Genomic DNA, 6,668 nt, shown 5'->3' with positions numbered 1-6,668 from the left:
CACTCAGGCTCAAGAGACGCTAAACACCGAAGCACAAACGCTGGCATCTTCGCACATATCGGAAACGCCCCGGCTCACATGAGCCGGGGCGTTTTTCGCGTTCTGGAAATCGCGGGCTCGCGACGACGCATTTTTTGATCGCTTCACCGGCTATTAATTTGTTTTTGGTGGATTGGTCGCAGTGGTCCGCCGGATGGCGGTGGCGTGGGGACGGCGATGGGCGATCCGGACGATCTTTTCGATATCTACCGCAAGGACCACGCCGCCGCGGCCCTGACCGGCCCAACGCTTGCGGCCGCCCTCAGCGATACGGTGCGGCGCAGCATGGCACTGATCGAGGAACTCTGCGCGGAGGTGACGCGGGCCCTTGCCCAGGCGCGATATACCACGCGGCTGGCATCGGCCGTCACCGACCGGTCGAGCTATGTGCGGCTGGACCGCCAATCGGAGAGTTTCCGCGACTATCTGCGCGGCTGGAGCCAGCAGCGGGCCGATCGCGGCACCGGCGGCATGCATTGGGAGGCTCAGATCCTCGTCACCGACCATCGGCGGACGACGAAGGAGATCGGCATCGGAATCGCCTTCGAATGGCCGGGCCAGACGGGAGAGGGCCGGAAGGCGGAAGGGGAGGGCAGCCTCGCCTTCGTCGAGTTCTGGCCAACGGGCGCCGGGGTGGCGCTGCCGTCGGACGCCCGCGGTTTCCAGCGTGCGCTGGTCGCCTGCATCATCAAGCTGGAGCAGGCCGGCGAACTGGCGAGCGTGAACAGCCGCGGTTGAAGTTACAAGGTCGCGTTCAGGCCGGACGCCGACAGTTCCACCGGCCGGCGCGCCTGTCCGTCGCGAGCATAGGTGCCGTCGCTGGCGGCCTTTTCCAGCGCGACCAGCAGGTTGCGGTTGATGGTCAGCACCGCCTTGCGCAGGGCGACAAGGCCGGAGGCGTTGGTGGACACCGCCCGTTCCAGCCGGTCGATGCGTTCCAGTGTCATCGCGCGCAGGTCGTCGGGCAGGCGGATGCCTTCGTCGCGCGCCCGCAGGACGGCGCTTTCCAGTTGTTCGGCCATCGCCGCCTTGCGGTGGGCGAAGGCCTCCAGCCGGTCGAGCATGCCGGCGGCGATGCAGGCGGACTCCTCTTCCAGGACGGCGGAAAGAGCCTCCACAGCGTCGAGGAAGTCGCGCACCAGCAGCGCGGTGGCACCGTCATAGCCGGGATCGGGAGCGGCCGGTCCCTCGGCCGGCGCCTGCTCGGCGCTGCGGTCGGGGGCGAATTCGTGGATCAGATCCTTGAGGGTGACGCTCATGACGGCTGCTCCGTCCGGGTTTGCCCCTGGGTGGCGCCCTGGGCGGCGTAGAGGCGGGCGATCTCGTCATGCGTCATCTTGCCGATGCCGAGCGTGCCGGAGTCGGCGATGGCCTTGCCGTATTCCTGCAACATCATGCTGCGCCACGGCTTTTCCGCCGGACCACCGCCGCCGAACAGCGGGCTTTCGCGCATGCCCGCGAACATGCTCTCCATCAACTGGCTTACCAGCATCGCCTCGAATTCCTTGGCGACCTTTTCGGCTGCCGCCGGGTTGGGAACGGCCGGTATCGAGGCTGCGGGGGTAGTCGCGGCTGTGGCGCGGAAGGTGGCTGCGGCGATGTCCATCGTCGTTTCTCGCGGTCAGATGATTTCCAGATCGGCGTGCAGGGCGCCGGCGGCCTTGATCGCCTGGAGGATGGCCACCATGTCGCGCGGCCCCACGCCCAGAGCGTTCAGGCCGTTGACCAGCTGCTGCAGGCTGACATTGCCGCCGACGGTGACGAACTGGCGGCCGTTGCCCTCCTGCACCTGCACGTCGGTGCGCGGCACGACGACGGTGGAGCCGTTGCTGAAGGGCTGCGGCTGCGACACCTGCGGCGTCTCCACCACGCGGACGGTCAGGTTGCCCTGGGTGATGGCGACGCGGCTGACCCGCACGTCGTCGCCGATCACGATGGTGCCGCTACGCTCGTCCACCACCACGCGAGCGACGGCATCGGGGCGAACCGGCAGCTGTTCGATCTCGCCGATCAGGCGGGGGACGTTGCCGACATACGCGCCGGCGATCCGGACATCGACCGTGGTCAGGTCGACCACCCGGGCATTGCCGGCGCCGAGCCGGCCGTTCACCGCGTCGGCGATGCGGATCGCCGTGGTGAAGTCGGGGTTGCGCAGGGCCATCCTCACCGCGCCGACATCGTTCAGCGCGAATTTCAGCTCGCGCTCCACCGTGGCTCCGTTGGCGATGCGGGCGGTGGTGGGCACGCCCTTGGTCACCGTCGCAGCGGCACCGCCGGCGCTGAAGCCGCTGACCGACAGCGGCCCCTGGGCGACGGCATAGGCCTCGCCGTCCGCGCCCAGCAGCGGCGTCACCACCAGCGTGCCGCCCAGCAGGCTGGTGGCGTCGCCGAGCGCGGAGACGGTCACGTCCACCGTGGTGCCCTGGCGCGGGAAGGGCGGCAGGCTGGCCGTCACCATCACCGCCGCGGCGTTGCGGGTGCGCAGGGTCTCGCCGCGGGTGTTGATGCCCAGCCGCTCCATCATCCCCTTCAGGCTTTGTTCGGTGAAGGGGGTGTTGATCAGCCGGTCGCCGGTGCCGTTCAGCCCGACCACCAGGCCGTAGCCGACCAACTGGTTGCGGCGGACCCCGTCGAAGGTGACCAGATCCTTCACCCGCGTCTGCGCCGCCGCCGGGGCGGGAAGCACCGACAGGGCGGTGAGAGCCAGCAGCAGCCCGGCGGCCAGCGCCAAAGCACGGCTGGTCAACGCACGACTCAAGGGGGCGGGCCGGAGCCGGCGCGGAACGGGGGCCTGGATGCCGGGGCTCATGGCGATGGGACCTAGAGGTAGTTGGTCAGGTGCAGCTTGGCGATGCGCGCGGTGGCGCTGGAGGTGGCGTCGATCTGCGCCTCCAGCTGGCTGATCCGCGTGCTCGCCTCGTAGGGATCGACGCCTTCCAGATTGTCGATCTGCAGGCTGAGGATCGACTTCTGCGTCTTGTGCTGTTCGGCCAGCGTGGCGATCTGGGCACGCTGGACGCCGAGCTGCGCCGTCGCCTCCCGCAGGTTGCCGAGGCCGCTGGACAGCTTGTCGACCGCCGTCTTGATGTAGTCGGGATAGGCGTCGACATCCATCTTGGAGGTGTCGACCGCAGCCAGCATGTAGATGCCTTCCAGCAGCTCCCGCATCATCGGGTCGTTGGCCTGGACGCCATAGGCGATGGTGCTGGAGTCGGCCGGACGGCCGGCGACGCGCGGGGAGGCGGCGCCGCCGGGCTGGACCGAGGTGGTGCCGGTGTAGAGCCCGCCCTCGAAGGTGTCGGTCAGCGGGGCGGGGGCCGGGGTGGCCGGGTCGCGCACGGCGAACAGATCGTCCAGCCGCGCGATGACGGCCGCGGTCTCCGCCGCCGTCTTCGGCATCTCGGCACCGCCGGTGGCTGACTGGATGGCGTCGCGGACGATCTGCATCGGCGAGCGCAGGCCCGACTTGTCGCCGTCGACATTGCGCATCGGCGGCTGGTCGAGCGCGGTGCCGGCGAACAGATAGGCGTTGCCCGACGAGGCGTTCAGCAGCCCGACCACCTGATCCAGAACGCCGCGCGCCCGGACCTGCAGCGAGGTGCCGGTCGGCGACTGCTGCCCCAGCCCGGTGGAGGCGGCGGCAAGCAGGTCGGTGCCGGAGGTGAGGATGCTGGTCATCGCGCTGTCCATCATCTTCATCCGGCCGTCGAGCAGGTCGGTCGTCTTCACATACTCGTCGGTGCGGTCGAACAGGTTGCGCAGCGCAATGTCGCGGCCGGTGCTGGCGCCGATGGTCGCGGCGACGTCGGCATGGACGCCGGTCGCCACCTCCTCGTTCGCGCGGGTCAGCTCCATCTGCTGCCGGGTCATGGTGCTTTGCAGCTTCCGGCTCATCCCCAGCGTGGACAGGGCATTGTACAGCATCGGATCTTACCCCTTGATCTGCAGCAGGATGTCGATCATGCGGCCGGCGACCTGCACCACCTGGGCACTGGCGCCATAGCTCTGCTCGATCAGCAGAAGCTTCTGCATCTCGTCGTCGATGTTGACGCCATCGCGGTTGATGCGGGCGGTTTCCAGCGTGTCGGCGCTGATCTTGCGCGCGTTCATTTCCGATTCCGCACCGGTGCGGTAGCCCTGCTGGGCCGACACCATGGCAGTGGCGTAGCCGCCGAGCGTCGCGGAGGCCGGCATGTCGGTGGCGGCGAAGCTGCGGGCGGTGGTGAAGACGGTCAGGAATTTGTCGATCTGCGTCTGGTCGCCCGGCTGAAGCGGGACCGCCGCCTGCACGCCGCTGCGCACCCGCCAGCTTTCGGTCCGCACAGAGTCGTTGACGGCGATGCGCGACGCCAACCCGGCGGTGGCGCCATGGGCGGCACCGGCGTCGGTGAACAGCCCCGGCTGGGTCGGATCGGCCTCGGCCCCCTGGAAGGCCTGGACGAGGCCGGCGGCCAGCTCGTCCAGTTGGGCCAGGGCGCGAGGCATGTCCTGCTTGATGGTCTGGACATAGCCCATGATCCGGCCGCTCTGGATCTCACTGTCCGGGTTGGCGGACAGGGAAACGCCGTTGGCCATCACATCGTCCCCCAGCAGCGTCAGCGGGGATTCGCCGGGCGACAGCGGGTGGTCGAGCAGCGTCTGGCCGTTTCGGGTCATCACCACCACCTGACCGTCCTCGCGGCTGTAGGTGCGGATGCCGATCTCCTGCGAGACCTGGTCGAGCAGGCGGTCGCGGTCGTCGCGCAGGTCGCCGGTGTCGCCGCCGCGCGCTTCCAGCCCGGCGATCCTGCCATTCAGGTCGCTGATCCGCTGCAGCGCGGTGTTCACCGAGTCGACCGAGGTCTGCAGGCGGTCGCGGGCGTCGGATTGCACCGTCTGCGCCGCTTCCGCCGCACGGTTCAGGCTGTCGGTGAGCGTGATCGCCTGCGACACCACCGCGTTCTGGGCGGCGTCGTCCTGCGGCATGCCGTGCAGGCGGGAGAAGGCCTGCTGCAGCTTCGACAGCTGGGTGGAGACCGACTTCTCGTCCTGCGGCTGGCCCAGCACCAGGGCGTAGTCGGCGAGTGCCGAAGCGCGCGCCTCCTGCCCGGTGTAGCGGCTGGTCTCGAACCGCGCGTCGCGGATCAGCAGCTCGTCCACCTTGCGGGCGATGGCGTCGACCTGCACCCCGGCGCCGCGGCCGGCGGTGTTGGCCGAAGACAGGGCGAGGTCGCGGCGTACATAGCCTGCAGTGGTGGCGTTGGCGAGATTGTGGGAGGTCATCGCCGCCTGTTGCTGCGTCGTGCGCAGGCCGGACAGGGCGGCGGTGAGGGCGAGTTGGACGCTCATGGCCGGGGCTCCGTCGCGACTGCGCTCAACGCTTCAGGCGGGTGGTTTCTTCGACCATCTCGTCGGCCGTGCGCACCAGGGTGGCATTGGACGAATAGGCCCGCTGGGTCTCGATCAGCGACACCAGCTCGGTCGCGATGTCGACGTTGGACTGCTCCAGCGCGGAGCCGATGACGGTGCCGGCGGCGCCCTTCTTGCCGGCGCCCAGCGTCAGCGAGCCGGTCTCGGCGCCCAGCGTGTAGGTGTTGCCGTCCTGGGCGACCAGACCGTCGGGATTGGTGACGGTGGCGATCGGGATCTGGTACAGCGCCTGACGGGCGCCGTTGTCGTACATCACCCATAGCTTGCCGCTGTCGTCGATGTTGACCGAGGTCACCTGACCGACCTTGGCGCCGTCGCCGGTGACGGTCGGGACATAGTCGCCGTTCAGCTGCGTGACGTTGCCGAGCGACATGGTGAAGCTGTCGGCGGTCGGCGTGGCCGGCGAGGTGACGGTGATGCCGGGCATCGGGTCCAGCGGCAGGCCGGCGCCGTCCACCGGCTTGCCGGCATAGGGGCCGGTGGCCGCGAAGTTGAGCGTCACCGGCGCGCCGCCGACCGTGTAGCCGGCCGGGCCGGTGGCGGTCAGCGTCCACTGGTTGGGGGTGGCGCCCTTGGTCCAGGTCAGCGACAGGTCCAGCGGGTTGCCGAGCCCGTCATAGAAGGTCGGGCTGGTGGTGAAGCTGTCGCCGGCCGCCGCCTGCGCCGGCAGGTTGCCGGAGAAGTCCATCAGTGTCGTCCGGCTGCCGCCATAGACGAGATTGCCGATGTTGACCGACTGCAGGTCGTCGAAACGGGCGGTGCTGACGTTGGGCAGCGTGCCGTCGGGGTTCAGCTTCCACGCTTCCAGATACTGGCCGGCATTGTTGCGCAGAAAGCCGCTTTCGTCGGGCAGGAAGCTGCCGGCGCGGGTCAGCGAATATTGCGGCGTGCCGGACGCGGTGCTGCCGACGACGAAGAAGCCGTCGCCGCTGATCGCCATGTCGGTCGTCGAGGTGGTGCCGAGGATGGTGCCGTCCTGCTGCACCTGATAATGCGTGGCGGACTGCACGCCGCTGGCGGTGTAGGTGCTGCGCGCGCCAGGCGCGGTGACCAGGGTGGAGAAATCCACGGTGGAGCGCTTGTAGCCGACCGTCTGGGAATTGCTGATGTTGTCCGAAATGGCGGCGAGGCGCGAGCTTTGCGCGGCCATGCCACTGACACCGGAACGCATTGCGCTGTACAGGCTCATCCTTGGGATCCTCTGGTCAACCGTTGAACAG

At 68.8% G+C, this 6,668-nt stretch carries 7 protein-coding genes; 1 reads left to right on the top strand and 6 read right to left on the bottom strand.

Features of this window, described 5'->3' with window-relative positions; genetic code table 11:
- Positions 1–204 precede the first annotated feature (204 nt).
- Complete coding sequence (locus tag J2Y49_RS28185; RefSeq protein ID WP_310118724.1) at positions 205–777, top strand: hypothetical protein; 573 nt, start codon at positions 205–207, stop codon at positions 775–777.
- A 2-nt stretch (positions 778–779) separates the two neighbouring features.
- On the opposite strand, the gene J2Y49_RS28180 is transcribed toward J2Y49_RS28185, so the two are convergent.
- From J2Y49_RS28180 to J2Y49_RS28155, 6 genes are read right to left on the bottom strand one after another with little or no spacing between them, the layout of a single operon-like run.
- On the bottom strand, positions 780–1,298 hold the full coding sequence (locus J2Y49_RS28180) for a flagellar protein FlgN (protein WP_310118723.1): 519 nt from the start codon (positions 1,296–1,298) through the stop codon (positions 780–782).
- Complete coding sequence (locus J2Y49_RS28175; RefSeq protein WP_310118722.1) at positions 1,295–1,645, bottom strand: rod-binding protein; 351 nt, start codon at positions 1,643–1,645, stop codon at positions 1,295–1,297. The genes J2Y49_RS28180 and J2Y49_RS28175 overlap by 4 nt, the downstream gene beginning before the upstream one ends.
- Positions 1,646–1,660: 15 nt before the next feature.
- A complete protein-coding gene (locus tag J2Y49_RS28170; protein WP_310118721.1) occupies positions 1,661–2,848 on the bottom strand; it encodes a flagellar basal body P-ring protein FlgI in 1,188 nt (395 codons plus the stop codon).
- Positions 2,849–2,859: 11 nt separating this feature from the next.
- Complete coding sequence (locus J2Y49_RS28165) at positions 2,860–3,963, bottom strand: flagellin (protein ID WP_310118719.1); 1,104 nt, start codon at positions 3,961–3,963, stop codon at positions 2,860–2,862.
- A 6-nt stretch (positions 3,964–3,969) separates the two neighbouring features.
- Positions 3,970–5,367: a flagellar hook-associated protein FlgK gene (gene flgK / locus J2Y49_RS28160; protein ID WP_310118717.1), complete on the bottom strand. Its 1,398-nt coding sequence runs from the start codon at positions 5,365–5,367 to the stop codon at positions 3,970–3,972.
- A 25-nt stretch (positions 5,368–5,392) separates the two neighbouring features.
- A complete protein-coding gene (locus J2Y49_RS28155; protein ID WP_310118729.1) occupies positions 5,393–6,619 on the bottom strand; it encodes a flagellar hook protein FlgE in 1,227 nt (408 codons plus the stop codon).
- Positions 6,620–6,668: the final 49 nt, after the last annotated feature.

This window comes from Azospirillum sp. BE72 (genome assembly GCF_031455875.1).
Lineage (GTDB): Bacteria > Pseudomonadota > Alphaproteobacteria > Azospirillales > Azospirillaceae > Azospirillum.
The sequence above is the reverse complement of the archived record's forward strand: the minus strand, read 5'-3'. Positions and strand labels throughout refer to the sequence as shown.